At 65.0% G+C, this 17946-nt stretch carries 19 protein-coding genes; 8 read left to right on the top strand and 11 right to left on the bottom strand.

Features of this window, described 5'->3' with window-relative positions; genetic code table 11:
- Positions 1–4: 4 nt before the first annotated feature.
- Positions 5–427 (bottom strand): tripartite tricarboxylate transporter TctB family protein, encoded by a 423-nt coding sequence (locus ASE52_RS03660; protein ID WP_010461343.1) that lies wholly within the window; start codon positions 425–427, stop codon positions 5–7.
- A 107-nt stretch (positions 428–534) separates the two neighbouring features.
- Between ASE52_RS03660 and ASE52_RS03655 the strand changes: the two genes are divergently transcribed.
- From ASE52_RS03655 to ASE52_RS03635, 5 genes are all read left to right on the top strand, one after another.
- Positions 535–1233 (top strand): response regulator transcription factor, encoded by a 699-nt coding sequence (locus ASE52_RS03655; RefSeq protein ID WP_057223875.1) that lies wholly within the window; start codon positions 535–537, stop codon positions 1231–1233.
- On the top strand, positions 1226–2653 hold the full coding sequence (locus ASE52_RS03650; protein WP_241776909.1) for a sensor histidine kinase: 1428 nt from the start codon (positions 1226–1228) through the stop codon (positions 2651–2653). The genes ASE52_RS03655 and ASE52_RS03650 overlap by 8 nt, the downstream gene beginning before the upstream one ends.
- A gap of 80 nt (positions 2654–2733) precedes the next feature.
- Positions 2734–3348, top strand: coding sequence for a hypothetical protein (locus tag ASE52_RS03645; protein WP_057223871.1), 615 nt, complete (start codon positions 2734–2736; stop codon positions 3346–3348).
- Between the two features lie 339 nt (positions 3349–3687).
- Positions 3688–4020, top strand: coding sequence for a metal-sulfur cluster assembly factor (locus ASE52_RS03640; protein WP_057223869.1), 333 nt, complete (start codon positions 3688–3690; stop codon positions 4018–4020).
- A 59-nt stretch (positions 4021–4079) separates the two neighbouring features.
- Entirely contained in the window at positions 4080–5162 is a 1083-nt protein-coding gene (locus tag ASE52_RS03635; protein ID WP_057223867.1) for a hypothetical protein, read from the top strand.
- An 84-nt stretch (positions 5163–5246) separates the two neighbouring features.
- Here ASE52_RS03635 and ASE52_RS03630 read toward each other — a convergent pair whose 3' ends face one another.
- The 3 genes from ASE52_RS03630 to ASE52_RS03620 form a co-directional block, all read right to left on the bottom strand.
- Positions 5247–5477: a hypothetical protein gene (locus ASE52_RS03630; protein WP_057223865.1), complete on the bottom strand. Its 231-nt coding sequence runs from the start codon at positions 5475–5477 to the stop codon at positions 5247–5249.
- Positions 5478–5607: 130 nt separating this feature from the next.
- The gene (locus tag ASE52_RS03625) at positions 5608–5856 is read right to left on the bottom strand and encodes a hypothetical protein (protein ID WP_057223863.1); all 249 of its coding nucleotides are present in this window, start codon (positions 5854–5856) and stop codon (positions 5608–5610) included.
- 255 nt (positions 5857–6111) lie between these two features.
- A complete protein-coding gene (locus ASE52_RS03620) occupies positions 6112–6990 on the bottom strand; it encodes an IPTL-CTERM sorting domain-containing protein (protein WP_082606746.1) in 879 nt (292 codons plus the stop codon).
- Positions 6991–7074: 84 nt separating this feature from the next.
- Between ASE52_RS03620 and ASE52_RS03615 the strand changes: the two genes are divergently transcribed.
- Positions 7075–7371: a hypothetical protein gene (locus ASE52_RS03615; RefSeq protein ID WP_057223858.1), complete on the top strand. Its 297-nt coding sequence runs from the start codon at positions 7075–7077 to the stop codon at positions 7369–7371.
- A gap of 115 nt (positions 7372–7486) precedes the next feature.
- On the opposite strand, the gene ASE52_RS03610 is transcribed toward ASE52_RS03615, so the two are convergent.
- The 7 genes from ASE52_RS03610 to ASE52_RS03580 all read right to left on the bottom strand — a co-directional run bounded on the left by ASE52_RS03610 (position 7487) and on the right by ASE52_RS03580 (position 15176).
- Positions 7487–8452 (bottom strand): CysB family HTH-type transcriptional regulator, encoded by a 966-nt coding sequence (locus tag ASE52_RS03610; protein WP_050816597.1) that lies wholly within the window; start codon positions 8450–8452, stop codon positions 7487–7489.
- Between the two features lie 185 nt (positions 8453–8637).
- A complete protein-coding gene (locus ASE52_RS03605; protein ID WP_057223856.1) occupies positions 8638–9975 on the bottom strand; it encodes a sulfatase-like hydrolase/transferase in 1338 nt (445 codons plus the stop codon).
- Positions 9972–11066, bottom strand: a complete 1095-nt coding sequence (locus ASE52_RS03600; protein ID WP_057223853.1) for an ABC transporter substrate-binding protein — start codon at positions 11064–11066, stop codon at positions 9972–9974. The genes ASE52_RS03605 and ASE52_RS03600 overlap by 4 nt, the downstream gene beginning before the upstream one ends.
- 39 nt (positions 11067–11105) lie before the next feature.
- Positions 11106–11939 (bottom strand): ABC transporter ATP-binding protein, encoded by an 834-nt coding sequence (locus tag ASE52_RS03595; RefSeq protein WP_057223852.1) that lies wholly within the window; start codon positions 11937–11939, stop codon positions 11106–11108.
- A 144-nt stretch (positions 11940–12083) separates the two neighbouring features.
- Positions 12084–12887 (bottom strand): ABC transporter permease, encoded by an 804-nt coding sequence (locus ASE52_RS03590; RefSeq protein WP_057223850.1) that lies wholly within the window; start codon positions 12885–12887, stop codon positions 12084–12086.
- Positions 12888–12900: 13 nt separating this feature from the next.
- Entirely contained in the window at positions 12901–13788 is an 888-nt protein-coding gene (locus ASE52_RS03585; protein WP_241776908.1) for an ABC transporter permease, read from the bottom strand.
- A gap of 284 nt (positions 13789–14072) precedes the next feature.
- A complete protein-coding gene (locus ASE52_RS03580; protein ID WP_057223845.1) occupies positions 14073–15176 on the bottom strand; it encodes an ABC transporter substrate-binding protein in 1104 nt (367 codons plus the stop codon).
- 238 nt (positions 15177–15414) lie between these two features.
- Between ASE52_RS03580 and ASE52_RS03575 the strand changes: the two genes are divergently transcribed.
- Together ASE52_RS03575 and ASE52_RS03570 are read left to right on the top strand one after the other, a co-directional pair.
- Positions 15415–16272 (top strand): TauD/TfdA family dioxygenase, encoded by an 858-nt coding sequence (locus ASE52_RS03575; protein ID WP_057223843.1) that lies wholly within the window; start codon positions 15415–15417, stop codon positions 16270–16272.
- 154 nt (positions 16273–16426) lie between these two features.
- Positions 16427–17791 carry an LLM class flavin-dependent oxidoreductase gene (locus tag ASE52_RS03570; protein WP_057223841.1) on the top strand — a complete coding sequence of 455 codons (1365 nt, stop codon included), beginning with the start codon at positions 16427–16429 and terminating at the stop codon, positions 17789–17791.
- Positions 17792–17946: the final 155 nt, after the last annotated feature.

The following is a 17946-nucleotide window of genomic DNA, read 5'->3' as shown; positions in this document are numbered from 1 at the left end:
GACCTCAGTACAGCGGCAGGTTGACGCCCAGCAGCTTCTGGAACATGAAGGCAATGCCCACCAGCACCGCCGCGATCTTGAGATTGCGCACCACCGAGTACGACGTGCCTGCAAACCCCGAGCAGAACACCAGGAAGACGATGCCCGCGATCATGTTCACGAAGTGCGACAGCGCGGCAAAGCCGCACAGGCTGCCGAGGATGATGGCGATGTTGCGGTATTGAAAATCCATCGGCACTGGCGCCACCAGGCGCGCGCGCACCACGGTGATGCCCCCGATGGCAAAAAGTATGCAGCTGACGATGAACGGGAACAGCCCCGAGCCGGCGCGGCTGAGCGAGCCCAGCGAGTAGCCCATCGACGGCAGGCCAAAGCCCAGCGCCAGGGCCATGAGGGCAAAGCCTCTGACCAGATTGCGATTGATCATGAAAAGTCTGTCTCCTGAAACGTTATGCTGGTGGACTATCCCCATCGAACCTGATCGCTGGCTGATCTGGGCCATGCGTAATTTCGCGTAGAACGAAGAGCCGACCCATGCGCCTCCTCCTGGTGGAAGACGATCCCGTGTTGAGCCGCACCATGGCGCACGGCCTTGAAAACGCAGGCCACCGCGTCGAGCTGGCCCACACCATCGAAGAAGCCCAGCACTGGTGGGCCGTGCAAGCCTTTGACGCCGTGCTGCTGGACCTCAACCTGCCCCATGCCGCACACGCTCGCAGCGGCCTGGGCAGCGGTTTGACGGCTTTGCGCGGCGCCCGTGCACGTGGCGACCGCACGCCGGTGCTGGTGCTCAGCGCGCGTGACAGCACCGAAGAACGCATTGCCGGGCTGGACGCAGGCGCCGACGACTACCTGGGCAAGCCCTACGAACTCAAGGAGGTCGAAGCCCGCCTGCGCGCGCTGCTGCGGCGCGCCAGCGGCACGGCCGACCTGGTGACCGTGGGCCAACTGGCGCTGGACCGGCAGGCCCGCCGCGTCAGCGTGGCTGGGCAGCCGCTGGAGCTGCCCGCGCGCGAGTTCGACCTGCTGTGGGAGCTGATGACCCCGCCCGGCCGCGTGCTGAGCAAGAGCGATCTGTCGTCGCGCCTGTCCGATTCGGGCGAGGTGCTGGGCGAGAACGCACTGGAGGCCTCGTTTTCACGCCTGCGGCGCAAGATCGCAGGCAGCGGCGCTGCGATCCGCACCCTGCGCGGGCTGGGTTATGTGCTGGAGGACGAGGCAACCAGTGCCTAGCGCCAGCCAGGCACTCGGGCGCCAGCCGCCCGCCCTGCGCCAGCGCATCGGGCGCCGCGTGTTGCTGTCACTGGTGCTGATCTGGGGACTGGGCAGTGCCGTGGTGCTGGGCGTGGGCAACCACTTTGTGGCCCAGGCCTTTGACCGTGCGCTGCTGGACGACGCCCATGCGCTGGCGGCCCACGTGCGCGGCGGGAGCCCAGGGGCCGACGCGCTGCGGCTGGACCTGACCCCGCGCGAGGTGGGCCTGCTGCGCTTTGACCAAAGCGAGACCGTGTGGTTTGCGGTGTATGGGCCCGACGGCATCTTCATCGCGGGCGACCACGACCTGGCGGCGGGCACCGTGGCCCCGGGCAGCACCCACGCGTTTTCGCAGCTCGCGCATCAAGGGCGCGAACTGCGCCGCGTGAGCCTGCACATTGCAGGCACCCCCTCCTTCACGGTGGTCATGGCGCAAACCACGGCCGAGCGCACACAGCTGCTGCGCAGGCTGCTGGTGTATTCAGGCCTGGCCCAGCTGTGGCTGCTGGTGGTGCTGGGCTCATGGCTGTTGCGTGGCATCGAACGCGACCTGCGGCCACTGACCACGCTGCAGGATGCGGTGGACCAGCGCGACGCCGCCGACCTGCAGCCCCTGTCACAGGCGCTGACGCAGCAGGCAGGCACCCGCGATGTTCAACGCCTGGGCATGGCCCTGGACGGCCTGCTGGCGCGGGTGCAACACAGCCTGCATGCGCAGCGCGAGTTCGCTGGCAACGTGGCGCACGAGCTGCGCACGCCCCTGGCGGGTATCCGCGCCCAGGCCGCCCATGCGCTGGCACAGGACGACCCCGCCATCTGGCGCAGCGAACTCGAAGGCATCACGCAGGCCGAACAGCGTGCCAGCCGCACGGTGGACCAGCTTCTCGCACTGGCACGCGCGGCCGAAGGCGGCATTGCGCTGACGCTGCAGACGATCGCGCTCAACGCCCTGGTGCGCGATGTACTTCTGCGCTTTTTATCGCGCGCAGACGCCCTGGGCGTAGACCTGGGGGCCGAAGGCCTGGAGCAGACCGTGGAGGTGCGCGCCAGCGCGGCCCTCATGGAAGGCATCTTGAACAACCTGCTGGACAACTCGCTGCGTTACGGGCGCGGCAACCCGCCCCGCATCACCGTCGCACTGCAGATGCGGGGCGAGCACGTGGTGCTGAGCGTGGCCGACAACGGCCCCGGGGTGGACGCTGCACTGGCGCAGCGCCTGCTGCAGCGCTGGGCACAAGGCGACCAGGGCGTGCGCCTGGGCCAGGGTGCGGGGCTGGGGCTGTCCATCGTGGCGCGCTACGCGCAGCTGATGGGCGGACGGCTGGCACTGGACCCGGCACAAGACGGCCCAGGGCTGGTCGCCAGCGTCTGGCTGCCACACGCCCGGCCGGCAGACTGAGTGGCCGGCGGGAATGGCGGCGGCGGCGGCAGCAGCAGCGACAGACCGGCACTTGACGCACATCAAGACCGCGCACCCCCATGAGCCGCCACAATCACCCCGTGCCCCACATCCCCCGCCCTTCCTCCTCGTCGCCATCCACGGCCCTCCACCACTGGCCACAGTTCGCCAAAGGGCCTGTGGGCCTATCGGTCCTGGTGCTGACAGCCCTGGTACTTTCGGGGTGTGATCGGGCTGGCGAGATCCCTGCAACATCCAGCACTGCCGAGGCTGATTTCGGCACCCTCGTGGCAGCATGTACACAGTTCCTCGCCGCGCGCGAACCCCATGTGCGCCCAGGCGGCAGCGGTGAATGGACCAAGACCGGCCACAGCCCCGCCCTGGTACAGCGCGAAATCAACCGCACCGAATCGCCCGTCACACCCTACGTCGGCAAGATCGTCATCAAGGACAACGAAGCCCAGGCCACGGCCACCACCGAGGCCGCCGCACAGGCCATCACCCTGACCCCCGCGCACCTGCTGTCCAACCGCACCCACACCTTCATCTACAGCTTTGACGGCAAGCTGTGGCGTTGGCAAAACGGACAGCGACTGACCAAGATTCCGGGACAGAACGACAGCACGGTGGCGCTGACGCTGGCGGACGTGGATGCGGCGGGGCCGAAGGGCTTCGCGGGGTGCGTGCCGCGTTGAGTCGCAGAAAGAATACTATTAAATTGATAGCCACTAACGCTTATTGATAAAGCGCCAGAGACTGATTTAATTCATATTTTTCACTTTGAGTTTGCATTGCATTGCAAGTGCTGCGCGCCATTGATCTCCTGGCGTGCTTGCAAAGGTCTCTGTGCTCGATTCGAATCAATAGTGCGTCCAAGCTGACTTCCTTTCAGGAGCCACAATGTTCCAGCCCACCGCCTCCCCACCAATGGCCTCTGCAGGCGCTCATTCAGCGCCTACACAAGCAGGCGCCACAGCCATTCTCCTGCTCGCGCTCACGGTGAAGAGTAGGCACCAAGCAGTGCAGACATTGCCATGAGCGCATCACCTTTTCCGTACGACGGCCCAGAGGAGTTGCGCGCACCGATCCTTGCAGCGCTGCGCCGTGTGGTCGATCCCGAGGTAGCCATGAACGTGGTGGATGTGGGGCTGATCTACGGCGTCACCGTAGCGCAAGGAAAGCTGCATGCCCTGGTCACCATGACCTCTGCAGCGTGCCCCGTGACCGACGTGATCCTGGAAGAAATCGAAACCGAGCTCGACCGCGACATGCCACCGGAGTTGCTGATCCAGGTCGAGCTGGCCTGGGAGCCACCATGGACCACCGACCGCTTGAGCGAAGGCGCCAAGCGCTTCATGGGATGGTGACTCCTTCGGCGGGCTCACCTCCTGCCAGGCAACGCGCTGCATCTACCCGTGCCAGCACCTTGGTCCCCATCCTCTTGATACTGGTGGCACTGGCGCTGCTGAGCGGCATCGCTGGAGGCCTGCTGCGAGCAGGTTGGGTACTCTCTTTGCCCTTTCCGACGGGCCATTGGTTGGGCAACGCAGCGGTGAGCCACGGTGCACTGATGATTTGCGGGTTCATGGGCACCGTCATCGGTATCGAGCGGGCCGTTGCGGTCAAGCGGCACTCTGCCTGGCTGGCGCCGGTAGCCTCTGGTTTGGGTGGACTGTGCCTGCTGGCCGGCCAGACGACTGCGGGTGCCTGGCTGCTCGCTGTGGCCGCAGTGTTTTTCGTGGGGGTCAATGTGGTGGTGGTTCATCGTCAGCGTGCGGCCCATACCATCTTGCTGCTCGCTGGCGCCCTCGCTTGGCTCACGGGTAGCTTGTTGTTCCTGCGCCGGCCGGGGGACGCGTCCAGCGTGCCGTGGTGGTTTGCCTTTCTGGTGATGACGATTGCCGCCGAGCGACTGGAAATGACACGGTTAATGCGCCGACGCCCGGGTGCACAGCTCTCGCTGGGGCTGCTCCTGGGTGCGATGGCTGTGGGTGCAGCGCTGTCAGCGTTCTCGCCGCGGGCGGGCGGGGTGCTCTACGGTTTTTCGTTGTTTTTCCTGGCCCTGTGGCTTGGCATTTTTGACATTGCACGCCGCACCGTGCTGACCCAGGGCTTGGCGCGTTTCATGGCCGTGTGCTTGCTGGGCGGCTACGTTTGGCTGGCGGTTGCCGGGTTGGCCTGGACGGGCACAGCGCTGGGCCTTCCGCTGCGGGATGCCGCACTGCACGCGCTGGGGCTGGGGTTTATCGTGAGCATGATGATGGGGCACGCTCCGGTCATCCTCCCCGCCATTGCCCGCATCAAGCTTCAATTCGGCTCACTGTTCTATGTGCCGCTGGCGGCCCTGCATCTTTCACTGATCGTGCGGTTGGGCATGGGTCTGTACGACCCTGCGTGGCGGGCCACCGGTGCTCTGCTCAACGCCGTAGCCATTGGCTTGTTTGCTGCCACGGTGGTCGGGGCCGCAGTGCTCTGGCATATGCGCCACCGCCCACAACCAGCTGTGTGACGAAGTTGTGGCCATCCCTGGCGGCGCGTGGCCAGGGGGCGAAGGCTGCGGAATGAGCACGTTGGGGACAAGCGCCCCTTTCCTCTATTTGGACGGGATGCGCAAGCGTTTCAACAAGCCGTCCACCATCAGCATCAGCAGCGCCCCCCGCAATGGATCCTGGCTATCTGTGACGTCTGTCAGGGAGCCACGTATGACCCAAATTGCCCGGCCACTGAAGTTGTAGTCGCTGCCTTGCAAGTGCCTCGCCAGAGTCTCGACTTCTTCGAAATCGTCCTCAGAAACGGTGTGATCGACAGTGATGGTGATACTCATGGGGTCCTCAACAAACAAAGCGCTCGATGGAGCACGGAGGACTTTTTTGTGGTCAATAGCTGCAAGCTTGCGCCCGCCAGGGCGCGGGGCGACTCAGCGTTTTATGGAGTCCTCGGGCATTGCCGCCTTGTTAGCTTAGCGAGCCCATGACCGAATCCGTGTCGGCCGTTATCGCCTCTACCACCAATAGATGCAGAAGCTTTTCACGAATCTTGTCCTCCGGGTCGATGACGACCACATCTGCCACCTCACCACGAGCAATTCCAAACTGCTGGTCTTCGAAGTTGGGGTCGGTTTTCTGAAGGAACTGCGTCAATGCCACGATGCGCGTGAATGCGTCATCCGGCACCGTTTGCGCAACGGTGATCTTGATACACATAGCTGACCTTGGTTCTGGAGTTGCTAAAACCGGGGGCGAAGAGACCCAGCTCCAGTGGTCATCGATGCTTTGCCCAGCATGCGCTTATTTCATGGCCGTGGATATGGGCGTGGTCCTACATCGGCAAGTTGCTGGTGGCGCGAAATATGCAACGCGGTAGGGCGTGCTGGAGCCTGAGATTGCCGGCAGCCCCCAACACCAGCATCATGGCCCTTTGCGCCAGCGTGGGCATGGCGGCAAGCCGGTGCGTCGCGTCTAGGGCCGTCGCCGCCGAAGGGCACAGATACCGCCAATCGCCAAGAGTGCAGACATCACCACCGCAGCCCATTCAGACAGGGTGGGAATGGATGCGACGATCACCCCTGGCGGTGCAACCCCGACCCGCAGGGTGTACGAGTCGGAGGACGGCCCGCTGCCCCACGTCCAGGTGTAGTCGCCAGGGGTCAAGCCCAGGGTTGCAAGGGTGGCGGCAGACCAGCTGGCTGACGAACTGAGTGGATCACCTGCAACATAGGCCTGGGGCACAAACAATGCCAGCGCGCCAAAAAGCCCCACCATGTCGCCGCTACCCCCATCTGCATTTGTCAGACCGCCCGGGCCAAAAGATGCGGGCCCGTTCAGCGGACCAAATGCCTGGATGGATGCCCCGGGCGTTCCCACGCGCAATATCGCGCTGACGGGAATGACCAATGGGGTCACGGACAAAGCCCCCAGCGCTCCCAGCGACGTCGTATCGAGTGTCCCTGCTCCACTTGCCACGACGTTACCGCCGCTCTCATAGATATAGATCGTGTAGACAGCATGCGCGTTGCAGCAAGCCAGCAGCAAAGCAGCGGCCAAAGCCTTGAAGATTTTCATTTCCATCCCTTTTGCGCACGTTTGTAACACGCTGTCATGGATTTCACGCATCAAACTTTGCCGCTCAAGACTATGAGCGTATGCGCCCACTGCGCGACCGTTTCCAACACCCTGCGCATGGTCAACCCAGCGTCCCAAAGGCTGTGCACCAGCGTCAGCCGCAAGGCCGCCTTGTGGGGTCTGGCGGTCTTCGACGAGAATGGCAACAGGGTGCACCGCAAAACATGCCGGGCGCACCCGTTGAAGAACGCGTTTCCCCATTCCGTCCAACGCCATTGACCAGCATGTAGGCAGTCACCCGGTGAAGTGCTTCTCCCGGGGGATGTTCGAGCCCAGTTTGTCTTACTCTAAATCCTACCTATGGCGACCAAAACCATGCAATCAAAGGACGCTGCCATCTCTGATGTCCTGAGTCAGAACGTCGAAGCGGCCGAGCAGATCAAAGCTGCTGCAAGCGAATTGGAAGTGGTTCATGCCGTGCTGTCCACCAAAGTGCAGCCCAAGGCTGCTGAGGGCGATCTGCAGGCCGCAGTCGAACGGACGGCGGAGATCGAACAACAGCTCAGTGAGACGGCACAGGCACTGGACAAATCCAACGAGATGCTGCGAGAGATTGATGCAAACCAGGGCGCAACAAGCACGCCCGCCAAGAAATAGCCCCCGGAACCCGTTCCCTTGAATAGGGCCTGCGGGGAGACCGGTCCCCGTCTGTGCCACATCCTCTCGGGCAGGGCAGCCCTAGGTGCACCGTAGCCGCCGGGGAACAGGTCCCCTAAATACCCCTGCCCTCCTCCGCATCTGCAGAGCGATAGCCGCCCTGCTGCACCGCTTTCTCCACCGCCTCCCGCGTCAACGTGGGCACAAAACTTTCGATGAAGTGGTAAGCGTAGCCACGCAGCCAGGCGCCACGGCGCAGGCCCAGGCGGGTCAGGTTGACCTCGAACAGGTGGCCCGCGTCGATCAGACGCAGGTGGCGGTCGCGCTCGGCGTCCACGGCAATCGAAGCGACGATGCCCACGCCCATGTCCAGCTCCACATAGGTCTTGATCACGTCGGCATCCATGGCGGTGAGCACGATGTCGGGGGCGATGCCCTCGCGGGCAAAGGCCTCGTCGATGTGCGCGCGGCCCGTGTAGCCCAGCTCATAGGTGATGATGGGGTACTGCGCCAGCTGCTCCAGCGTCACCGGTCCCTCCAGCTCCAGCAGAGGGTGGCCCGGGGGCACGACGATGCTGTGGGTCCAGCGGTAGCATGGCAGCGTGACCAGTGCGTCATAACCCGCCAGTGCCTCGGTGGCCACGCCGATGTCAGCCTCGCCGCTGAGCAGCATCTCGGCCACCTGGCGCGGGGAGCCCTGGTGCAGGTGCAGCGACACCTGCGGAAACAGCGCCCGGAAGTCGCGCACCACCTGGGGCAGCGCATAACGCGCCTGCGAGTGTGTGGCCGCCACCGACAGCCGGCCTGTGGCGCTGTCGCTGAAATCCTGGCCCGCGCGCTTGAGGTTGTCGGCCTCCAGCAGCAGGCGCTCCACCGTGGGCAGCAGCGCCTCGCCGGGTGGCGTGAGGCCCGTCAGGCGCTTGCCCGCACGCACAAAAATCTCCACGCCCAGTTCTTCTTCCAGTTCGCGGATCTGGCGGCTGACGCCAGGTTGCGAGGTGTGCAGCATGTGGGCCACTTCGGTCAGGTTAAAGCCGCGCCGCACGGCTTCGCGCACGGAGCGCAGTTGCTGAAAGTTCATAGAAGCCCGTCAGAGAGAAAGAAGGTGACCGCCACTGCAGCGCCCGGTGAGGGTGGGTGCGGATGGCGGCCCGAGGGCACACCCGTCATTTGCAGCACGTCAAACACTATATTTTTAATAGCTACTAGCGCTTACCCATCAAGCGCCAGGGCCAATTTTTATTGATTTTTTGCAGGTAGGAATGTTCACATCCCCCGCTGGCTCAGGTCGGGGGCATAGCGGTCGGCCTGGATGTCCGGCGACAGGCCGTGGGTGACGACCTCGTCGGTGATCGGCAGGAACTGCGCGTTCCACTGTTCCCACACCGTGCGCAGGCGCTCGAACACCTCGGGGTGCTTGTGGCGCAGGTTGGCGCGCTCCAGCGTGTCGTCCTCCACGTCGAACAGGAACTCGTTGTCGTTGATCTTGAGGTACTTGAAACGGCCCTCGCGCACCGCGCGCTGGCGTTGCGACTTGTAGCGCCAGAACAAGGTGCGCGGGTGCACACGGGCATGGCCCTCCAGCACGGGCAGGATGTTCTCGCCGTCGGATGGGTAGTCGGCGTCGGGCGCCACGCCAGCCGCCGCCAGCAGTGTGGGCAACCAGTCCATGGTGGCGGTGACCTGGTCGCTCACCTGCGGCGCAATGCGTGCGGGCCAGCGCAGCAGCGTGGGCACACGGATGCCGCCTTCGAGCAGCTCGGTCTTCTGGCCAGTAAAAGGCCAGGTTTTGGAAAATCGCTCGCCACCGTTGTCGCTGGTGAACACCACGATGGTGTTGTCTGCCAGGCCCTGCTCCTGCAGCGCGTGCAGCACTTGGCCCACGGCGCCATCGAGCGACCGCACCATCCTGGCGTAGGTCTGCAGGTTGCCGCCGTCGTAGTGAAAGAGGTCTTTCAGGCCCAGCGAAATTTCCTCATCCTCCGGCCCCACCCAGGGCCAGTGCGGCGCGGTGAAGTGCAGCGACAGGAAGAACGGATTTTGGGTGTCGCGGCTGCGCAGCCAGCTGGATGCCTCGTCGGCCAGCAGCTGCGTGTAGTAGCCCACACGCTCCACCGGCACTTCGCCTTCGTACAAATCGCGCGGCACGGCTTCGCCCACGCCGGGCTTGTGCGTGAAGTAGTCGATGGCACCGCCGTAGTTGCCAAAAAATCGGTTGTAGCCGCTCTTGAGCGGGCCGAACGTGGGCAGGCTGCCCAGGTGCCATTTGCCGATCAGCGCGGTGTCGTAGCCCGCATCGCGCAGCAGCGAGGGCAGCGTGGGGTGCTCGGGCGGCAGGCCGTGCACATGGGCCTTGCGCACCAGGGGTTCCTCCAGCCCGCCGCGCAGCCGGTACTGGTAGCGCCCGGTGATGAGCGCGAACCGCGTGGCCGAGCACACGGCCGAGTTGGCATAGGCCTGCGTGAAGCGCACGCCCTCGCCCGCCAGCGCATCCAGGTGCGGCGTGCTGAAGTCGGCCTGGCCGTACACGCTCAGGTCCGCCCAGCCCAGGTCGTCGGCCAGGATAAAGACGATGTTGGGTGGTTGCACGGGCTTGTTGGTCATGCCGCCCCCTTGGTTTTGCCTTGTGCGTCCTGCGCAGACCAATGGCGCTCCAGCTTCAGGTCGCGCAGCGCCTGTTGCGCAAAACGCGGCTCGAACCAGGCGTTCACATCAAAGCCCTGGCGGATGAGGTTGAGCTTGAGGCCATCGTCCACCACGCCCTGGTAGCCTGCCACCAGCGCCTCGTCGATGAGCGGCGAGAACCGGCTGGCCAACTGCTCGCCCTCGAACTCGGCACGCACGCCGATCTCAGGGGCGCCGCTGTGGTCCACCACCAGCTTGATGTAGGCCTCGCGGTGGGACTCCTGGGAGGCCCAATGGGCACTGCGCACCACCTGGTGCACCAGGCGCTGCGCCAGCTGTGGGCTGCCGGTGATGAAGTCCTGCGTGGCCAGCACACCCGCGTTGATGGTGAACGCAGGCCCACGCCCCTTGGTGCTCAACGGGATGTTCACGCCCTTGTCGCGCAGCAAGAACAGGTCGGAGCCGCCAAAGGTCGCGTCGATCTCGCCCGCCACCACGGCGGCCTTGGAACTGGGCCAGTCCAGGTTGATGAGCTTGACGTCCTTTTCGGTGAGCCCGGCCGTGGCCAGCAGGTTGTCAAAGGGCCGCTGGTAGGCCGTGCCCTTGAGCACCGACACCTTGCGCCCCTTGAGCTCGGCCACCGAACTGATCTTCACGCCCGGCGCGGTGGCCAGATAGCTGTTGGAGCCGCGCCCCGTGGGCAGCAGGTAGCGTGTGGGCAGGCCGCGGGAGCGGCCAATGACCGAGGCCAGATCGCCCAGGAACACCACGTCCAGCTGCTTGGCCGACAGGGCCTCGGCCACAGCCGGGCCCGCCCCCCGGAAGAACTTCCAGTCCACCGTGATGCCGTCCTTGGCGAACTCTTCTTCGAGCCACCGGTTGGCATGCGCCACCGCCAGCGCGCTGCTGCCAGGCGAAGGCTTGTTGGCCGTCCCCAGGTCGGGCGAACCGATGCGCACGACCTTGGCCGGCGTCTGTGCACGCAGCACCATGGGCGCTGCGAGCGCGGCTGCGCCAGTGAGCAGGAGGGATCGGCGGGTGGAGAAAAATCCTGTGGGTTGTTGCGTCATGAAAAACTCTGGAACAAAAGGGGGTTAGAAAAGATGCGTTCAGACGGCAAACTGCCACTGCGAGGCGGGAGCAATCTGCTCGCCGCGCTTGAGCGGTGGCTCTGCCAGGTCGGCGGCGGGATGGGCTGAAAACTCTTTGAGCACGCCGTCCTTGGCGGTAGTGAAGGCAAACGACGTGCGCTCACGCGGATGTGGCAAGTTCACCGGCACGATGCGGCGGATGCGGCCGGGGCGCGGCTCCATGACCACCACCTTGTTGCCCAGGTACACGGCCTCTTCCACGTCGTGGGTCACCAGGATCATGGTGATGCCTTCTTGTTGCCAGATGCGGTGCAGCTCCTGCTGCAGGTGGGCGCGGGTCATCGCGTCGAGCGCACCAAAGGGCTCGTCCAGCAGCAGGATGTCAGGCCGGTTGACCAGCGCCCGCGCAATGGCCACGCGCTGGGACATGCCGCCGGACAACTGGTGCGGGTAGGCCGTTTCAAAGCCTTGCAGGCCCACCAGTTCGATGTGCTCGCGCACCGTGGCGCGCTGCTGGCCTTCGGTCAGGCTGGAGTTGAGCAGGCCCAGCGCCACGTTCTTCTCGACCGTGAGCCAGGGGAACAGCCGGTGCTCCTGGAACACGATGCCCCGGTTGAGGCTGGTGCCCACAATACGCTGGCCACCCAGCAGGATCTCGCCCTGGTAGTCGCCCTCCAGACCGATGACCAGGCGCAGCAGCGTGGACTTGCCGCAGCCGCTGGAGCCCACGATGCTCACGAACTCGCCGGGTTCGATGGTGAGGTGAATGTCCTGCAGCACGGGCAGGGCTTCGCCCTTGACCTCGTACTGCTTGTTCAGGCCGCGGATGGCCAGGGTGCCGGCGTGTGCCATGGTGTATTTCCTATTCGAATGACGTTGTTCTTAGCTATTGGTCGAGACTGGCGCGGCCGAGGCCAGTGCCGCCGGGGAACTGGCTTCGCCAGGCCCCTGGGGGCGTCCCCCTGAGGGGGATGGCGCGCAGCGCCTCAGGGGGCACTAGTACTGCGCCACGGTGCGGTCGCGCCACGCCAGCAGGCGCTTCTCCAGCGCGGCCAGCAGCCAGTTCAGCGCAAAGCCCACCAGGCCCACCACCACCACGCCAAACAGCACCAGGTCCATCCAGAAGTGCTCGCGCCCGTCGATCAGCGTGTTGCCAATACCCTTGCCCGAGGCCAGCAGGTATTCCGCCCCCAGCGTGGCCAGCCAGGTGTAGATGAGCGACAGCTGGATGCCCGTGAACAGCGAGGGCGCGGCCGCTGGCGCCACCACACGGCGCAGCGTCTGCCACACGCTGAATTCGTACACGCGGGCCACCTCCAGGTATTCGCGCGGCACACTGCGCAGGCCCTCGAAGGTGTTGAGCACTACCGGGAAAAACGCGGCCATCGCGACAAAGGCGATCTTGGCCGCGTCGCCCAGGCCAAACCACATCGACAGCATCGGAATCCACGCAAACAGCGAGATCTGCTTGAGCGTGTGAAAAGTTGGGCCTACCAACCGCTCGGCCCAGCGCGACCAGCCCAGCAGCGCCCCCACCGCCAGCCCGATGCTGGATCCGATCACAAACCCCCAGGCCATGCGCCACAGGCTGGCCGACAGCGCAACCCACAGCTCAACACTGGCCACCTGGCCCATGCCGCGCTGCCACACGGCCAGCGGCGACACCAGCAAGGGCGAGGTCGAACCACCCCACTCCACCGCTACCCACCACACCGCCAGGATCAGCGTGGGCAACACCCAGCCTCGCAGGCGCCGGGGCACCCTTTGAAAAACATTCAACGGCACGTTCACAGAAGACATGTGCATACCCCGCTCACAGCCCCGGCTTGCGCCAGCGCAGCAGCCACGCCTCGGAGGTCGCCAGCAGCTTGTCGATCACAAAACCCACGATGCCCACGGCCAGCACGGCGGCCAGCACCACGTCGAGCTGAAAAAGCTGGCGGCCATAGACGATGAGGAAACCAATGCCCTCGGAGGACGCGAGCAGCTCCACCACCACCAGCGCCAGCCATGCATGGGTGAGGCCGTAGCGCACGCCGTTCCAGATGGGCGCCGTGGCCGCAGGGAACACCACCTTGCGCAGCATCTGCCAGCGCGTGAAACCATACACACGCGCCACCTCCACCAGCCGGTTGGGCACGTTCTGAATGCCCTGGCAGGTGTTGATGGCCACCGGCACCAAGGCCGCCTTGGCAATCAGCAAAAACTTCAGCCCCTCGTCAATGCCCACCACCAGGATCAGCAGCGGCAGCCAGCCGATTACCGGCACCTGGCTGAAAGCCTTGAACAGCGGGAAGACATAGTCACGGAACGTGGGCGAGAGGCCCATGGCACTGCCCAGCAACAGGCCCAGGGCCAGGCCAATGCCAAAGCCCGCAAACACGCGGACCATGCTGATGGTGAGGTGGTCCCACAGCTCGCCGCTGGCCAGCAGTTCGCCAAATACCTTGAACACGGCGGCCGGTGACGGCAGCACCTGCTCGGGCACCCAGCCCCAAACGGCCGACAACTGCCACAAGGCCAGCAGCGCCAGCGGGAAGGGCCAGGCCCACAACCAGCGCCATCGCCCGTTGGCGCTCTGCCGAGCCTCGGCCAGCGCCTGAGGCTGCGCCGGGCGCTTGCCTGAAGCCAGCTGCGGCGCCCCCCCTGCCCCACCGCCCTGTGGGGCGGCATTCCACGCCTGGATCGTCATTGCGAACATGTCCTTTCTTGCCCGTGCGCCCCTTGCACTTCCACTCTGGGGTGCAGACAAAGACACACACGCCTTAACAACAAAAAAGAATGTAAAAGAAGTTTGTTATAAAAATAAATAGTTAATGCTTATATGCAATGACAAAGATGTTTGCGGCATGAGCTGCGGCCCGGGCGTTATGTAGCCAGCGTCCAGGGCCTGGCGCGCCGGGAAGAAAAGAACCCGCCGCGCACACCGTGCGGGCGGGTTGTCAAAGGGCCTCTCCCACGCCCATCCCACTCCAAGAAAATCGATCAAAGTGCGGCCAGCTCTCCGTTGCTGCCGTACACGGGCCAGTAACCTTCAAGCTTCAATTCTTTGAGCGCGGCATCCAGGTAGCGGCGGTCAAACCAGCTGTCGATCTCGGGCTTCTTGCGGATGAGCTTGAGCTTGTGGGCCTCATCTGCCGCATCCTTGTAGCGCGCCACCAAGAACGGGTCGAGCAAGGGCGACAAGCGCACCCGCAAGGGCTGGCCGATGAAATCCTCGCGCCAGACCTTCTCGGGGTATTCGGCCTTGCCCCACAGCGCAAACAGCTCGGCGCGGCGGTTCTCGTCGGAATATTTGTGTGCGTACTGCACCACGGTCTTCACCACCCGTGCGACCACCTGGGGGTGGCGGGCGGCAAAGTCATCGCTCACCAGCAGTGCGGTCTGGCGCGTGTACTTGAAGGAGTCTTCCGACGCCGACCAGACCACCTTGGCCAGGCCCTGGTCACGCAGCCGGAACAGGCCCACGTAGCCAAAGGCCGCGTCGACATCCTTGGCGATGAGTGCGGCATCCGCGCTGGGGAAGTCCAGGTTGACCAATTTCACATCGCGCTCGCTCAGGCCCTTGTCGGCCAGGGCGCGCACGGCGGCGAGGTGCAGGTTGGTGCCTTTGAACACCGCCACCTTGCGCCCCTTGAGGTCTTCCAGGCGCCGGATGGTCGAATCCGGCGGCACTGCCAGGTACAGGCCCCCGCGCACCCCGCTGCCCAGGATGATCTTGGTCTTCACGTCGCTGGCGCGGTGCACGATGGAGGGCAAGTCGCCCTGCCAGGCAAAGTCAAGCTGCTTGTTGACCAGGGCTTCGTTCACGGCGGGGCCCGCGCCCTTGAAGAAGGTCCACTGCACCTTCACCCCGTCTTTCCTGAACTCCTCCTCCAGCCCTCCATCGGTATAGGCCAGCGCGGCCGAGGTACCGCCGTGCCGCACCGGGTCGCTGCCCACGCCACCAGTGGCAACGCCGATGCGGATCACCTTCAGTGGCTCGGGTGCCTGCGCGGCGGCACTGCCCAGCCAAAGCCCCAGTGCCGTGGCGGCGACCGCTGCCGCTGCGGCCCTGCGCAGCACTGCGTTCCATCGCGGTTTTCTCATGTGTTGACCTTTCGTGCCTGTTGTCATGAATCGACAGCCACTCTAGGCAGGCCAGGCACCGCAACCAACGACCAAAAACAGATATGCAAATTTGCGCATTGCCAGGCGCGGTGCACCGCTGCAGCGCGCGGATTTCCGACTATGCATATACGAACTGCTTCGTTGATGCGCTGCGCGTGCACTGTCCCAATCCCATGGGCGTTCTCTTTCATCCACCCTCGTTTCAGAAAGCAGCACCATGTCCAACCTCAACGACTTGCACCCCACCTTCACCCGCTTCGCGGTCGAGCCCTACACCCCCACCATCGGCGCCGTGGTCCACGACCTGGACCTGCGCCAGCCGCTCGATGCCACCACGCAGGCCGAGCTGCGCCAGGCCCTGGCCCTGCACGAGGTGCTGTTCTTCCGCAACCAGCACATCACGCCGCAGCAGCAGGTGGACTTCACCCGCAGCTTTGGCAACGTGGCCGAAGTCAAGGCGTTCTTCCCCCGGCTGGAGAACCACCCCGAGATCGAGATCGTGGAGAGCACGGCCGAGCGCCCCAAGGCATCGAGCAACTGGCATGCCGACATCACCTGGCGCGAGCAGCCACCGCTGGGCACCAGCCTCTACGCGCAGGTGATTCCCGCCAGCGGCGGCGACACGCTGTGGGCCAGCCTCACCGCCGCCTACGCCAGCCTGCCGCCCGCGTTCCAGGCCTACCTGGAGACCCTGACGGCCGTGCACACCTGGGAGATCAGCGGCTGGACGGAATACCTGCTGGCCAAGGACGCCACCGGCGACCAACTGCGCGAAGCACGTGCCAAATACCCGCCGGTGGAGCACCCGGTGGTGCGCGTGCACCCCATCACGGGCAAGAAGATCCTGTATGTGAACTCCACCTTCACCAGCCACATCAAGGGCCTGTCGCGCGTGCAGAGCGACACCCTGCTGACCCAGCTGTTCGCCCTGCCCCAGGTGCCCGAATTTCAGGCCCGCCTGCGCTGGCAAGAGGGCACGCTGGCCGTGTGGGACAACCGCTCCACCCAGCACTACGCGGTGGGCGACTTCTTCCAGCAGCACCGCAAGCTGCATCGCATCACTATCACGGAGTAACCCCAAGAGATAGCCCCCCTGAGTCGCCTTCGGCGCCATCCCCCCAAGGGGGGATGCACCCGGAGGCCCGGCGAAGCCGGTTCCACGGGTGCACTGGCCTGGGCCGCGCCGGTTTCAACGCTCGCATGCGCTTCACACACATTTGGACAGCTCCATGACCCAACACCAACCCTCCAGAAAACTGCGCCTCGGCGCCTTCATCATGGCCACGGGCCACCACGTCGCCGCTTGGCGCCACCCCGGCTCGCAGGCCGATTCGGGCGTGAACATCGACCACTACATCGAGGTGGCGCAAACAGCAGAGCGCGGCCTGTTCGACCAGGTGTTCGTGGCCGACAGCCCCGGCGTGTGGCACAAGGGCGACCGCGAGTCCTTCAGCCGCCAGGGCCGCATTTCGCACTTCGAGCCCGTCACGCTGTGGGCCGCACTGTCGGCCGTCACCAAGCACATCGGCTTTGTGGCTACCGCGTCCACCACCTACGAAGACCCGTACCTGCTGGCGCGCAAGTTTGCATCACTCGACCACATCAGCAAGGGCCGCGCCGCCTGGAACGTGGTGACGACCAGCGCCGAAAATGTCTACGGCAACTTTGGCCTCGACACCCACCCCGACCCCGCCACGCGCTACGAGCGCGCCCACGAGTTTGTGGACGTGGTCAAGGGCCTGTGGGACAGCTTTGACGACGACGCCCTGGTGCGCGACCAGGCCTCAGGCATCTACTTCGACCCGGACAAGCTGCACGCACTGAACCATGTGGGCAAGCACCTCAAGGTGCAGGGGCCGCTGAACATCGAACGCTCGGCGCAGGGCCATCCCGTCATCGTGCAGGCTGGCTCGTCCGGGGACGGCAAGGAACTGGCCGCCGCCACGGCCGAAGCCATCTTTACCGCCTGGACCAGCCTTGCCGAAGCGCAGGCCTTCTACAAGGACGTGAAAGGCCGCATGGCCAAATACGGCCGACAGCCCGAAGAGCTGCTGGTGCTGCCCGGCATCTCCCCCGTGATTGGCCGCACCGACGAAGAAGCCCAGGCCAAGTGGGCCGAGCTGCAGGCGCTGATTCACCCCAGCGTGGGCCTGGCCACGCTGACGCCCTTCTGGCCTGGCGAAGACCTGTCGAAGTGGAACCTGGATGCCCCGCCGCCGCACATCCCCGAGCCGCCCAAGGGCATCAACAGCCGCGCCCACGTGGTGCTGGAACTGGCCCGGCGCGAGAAATACACCGTGCGCCAGCTCTATGAATACCTGGCCGGTGCGCGCGGCCACTGGGTGGTGGTGGGCACGCCCGAGACCATTGCCGACCGCATGCAGGAATGGTTTGAAAACGGCGCAGCCGACGGCTTCAACGTGATGCCGCCGGTGCTGCCCCAGTCGCTCAACGAGTTTGTCGAGCTGGTGGTGCCCGAGCTGCAGCGGCGCGGCCTGTTCCGCACGGAGTACGAAGGCAAAACGCTGCGCGAAAACCTGGGGCTGGCACGGCCCGCGAGCCGGTACGCAACGCCGCTGGCCAAGGCGGCGTAGGCCGCAGGCGCCCATTGCAGGAGCCCGAGTCCGCAAGAAAAAGACCCGCCACGTGCGGGTCTTTTTCTGGGTGCGAAGCCCCCGCGCCACGGCTACGGGGCAGCGCAGGGATGCCGAAATGGCAATCGCGCACACCCAAAAAACGTACCCCGATT

This window comes from Acidovorax sp. Root275 (genome assembly GCF_001428965.1).
Taxonomy (GTDB): Bacteria; Pseudomonadota; Gammaproteobacteria; order Burkholderiales; family Burkholderiaceae_C; genus Acidovorax; species Acidovorax radicis.
Note: the sequence above shows the minus strand (reverse complement) of the source record. Positions and strands in the feature narration are given on the sequence as shown.

Bases quoted from the DNA above. Each gene is read 5' to 3' on its own strand.
- ASE52_RS03610 (WP_050816597.1), bottom strand. From the start codon at position 8,452: ATGAACTTTCAGCAACTGCGCTCCGTGCGCGAAGCCGTGCGGCGCGGC.
- ASE52_RS03620 (WP_082606746.1), bottom strand. From the start codon at position 6,990: ATGGCGTTGGACGGAATGGGGAAACGCGTTCTTCAACGGGTGCGCCCG.
- ASE52_RS03630 (WP_057223865.1), bottom strand. From the start codon at position 5,477: ATGAGTATCACCATCACTGTCGATCACACCGTTTCTGAGGACGATTTC.
- ASE52_RS03600 (WP_057223853.1), bottom strand. From the start codon at position 11,066: ATGACGCAACAACCCACAGGATTTTTCTCCACCCGCCGATCCCTCCTG.
- ASE52_RS03590 (WP_057223850.1), bottom strand. From the start codon at position 12,887: ATGTCTTCTGTGAACGTGCCGTTGAATGTTTTTCAAAGGGTGCCCCGG.
- ASE52_RS03570 (WP_057223841.1), top strand. From the start codon at position 16,427: ATGACCCAACACCAACCCTCCAGAAAACTGCGCCTCGGCGCCTTCATC.
- ASE52_RS03660 (WP_010461343.1), bottom strand. From the start codon at position 427: ATGATCAATCGCAATCTGGTCAGAGGCTTTGCCCTCATGGCCCTGGCG.
- ASE52_RS03595 (WP_057223852.1), bottom strand. From the start codon at position 11,939: ATGGCACACGCCGGCACCCTGGCCATCCGCGGCCTGAACAAGCAGTAC.
- ASE52_RS03585 (WP_241776908.1), bottom strand. From the start codon at position 13,788: ATGTTCGCAATGACGATCCAGGCGTGGAATGCCGCCCCACAGGGCGGT.
- ASE52_RS03640 (WP_057223869.1), top strand. From the start codon at position 3,688: ATGAGCGCATCACCTTTTCCGTACGACGGCCCAGAGGAGTTGCGCGCA.
- ASE52_RS03655 (WP_057223875.1), top strand. From the start codon at position 535: ATGCGCCTCCTCCTGGTGGAAGACGATCCCGTGTTGAGCCGCACCATG.
- ASE52_RS03580 (WP_057223845.1), bottom strand. From the start codon at position 15,176: ATGAGAAAACCGCGATGGAACGCAGTGCTGCGCAGGGCCGCAGCGGCA.
- ASE52_RS03615 (WP_057223858.1), top strand. From the start codon at position 7,075: ATGGCGACCAAAACCATGCAATCAAAGGACGCTGCCATCTCTGATGTC.
- ASE52_RS03645 (WP_057223871.1), top strand. From the start codon at position 2,734: ATGAGCCGCCACAATCACCCCGTGCCCCACATCCCCCGCCCTTCCTCC.
- ASE52_RS03625 (WP_057223863.1), bottom strand. From the start codon at position 5,856: ATGTGTATCAAGATCACCGTTGCGCAAACGGTGCCGGATGACGCATTC.
- ASE52_RS03575 (WP_057223843.1), top strand. From the start codon at position 15,415: ATGTCCAACCTCAACGACTTGCACCCCACCTTCACCCGCTTCGCGGTC.
- ASE52_RS03605 (WP_057223856.1), bottom strand. From the start codon at position 9,975: ATGACCAACAAGCCCGTGCAACCACCCAACATCGTCTTTATCCTGGCC.